The organism is Anaerococcus lactolyticus ATCC 51172 (assembly GCF_000156575.1).
In the GTDB taxonomy this organism is placed as follows: Bacteria; Bacillota; Clostridia; order Tissierellales; family Peptoniphilaceae; genus Anaerococcus; species Anaerococcus lactolyticus.
Genome location: NZ_GG666044.1, coordinates 550,003 through 550,458 on the forward strand (window position 1 = coordinate 550,003; position 456 = coordinate 550,458).

Here is a 456-nt window from a genome sequence, read left to right on the forward strand (position 1 = left end):
AAAGAGAACAAGTTAAAGTTAAGATTATGAATTTATCTCAGGTTATAAATCAAATACAAAAATCTGCATTTAAGGTTGATTCAAATGAAATAATAAGTAACCTCTCTAATATTCCTTTGTTAATCTTAGATGACCTTGGAATTGAAAGGGATACATCTTATGCAAGAGAACAAGTATATAACATTATAAACTCAAGATACTTAAAAGGCAGGCCGACAATTTTCACTACAAACTTATCATTGGAAATTATTCAAAATCCTAATATTGAACTTGAGTATCAGAGGATATATTCAAGAATACTTGAAATGACAATACCAGTTAAAGTTACGGGAGAAGATTTTAGAAGAAAAATCCATCAAGAGAAGTTAAGAAAATACAAAGAGTTACTTTTATATGGAGGTGGAATAGATGATTAATGAAGAAGTATCTAGGTCGAGCCTTAACCTTGAAGTAAGA

Annotated in this window: 1 protein-coding gene; it reads left to right on the top strand. The window is 29.2% G+C overall.

Going from position 1 to position 456, the window contains the following annotated elements:
* Positions 1 to 416 (top strand): ATP-binding protein (locus HMPREF0072_RS02535; protein ID WP_004827252.1); only part of this gene is annotated, 416 nt, incomplete at its 5' end.
* Positions 417 to 456 lie beyond the last annotated feature (40 nt).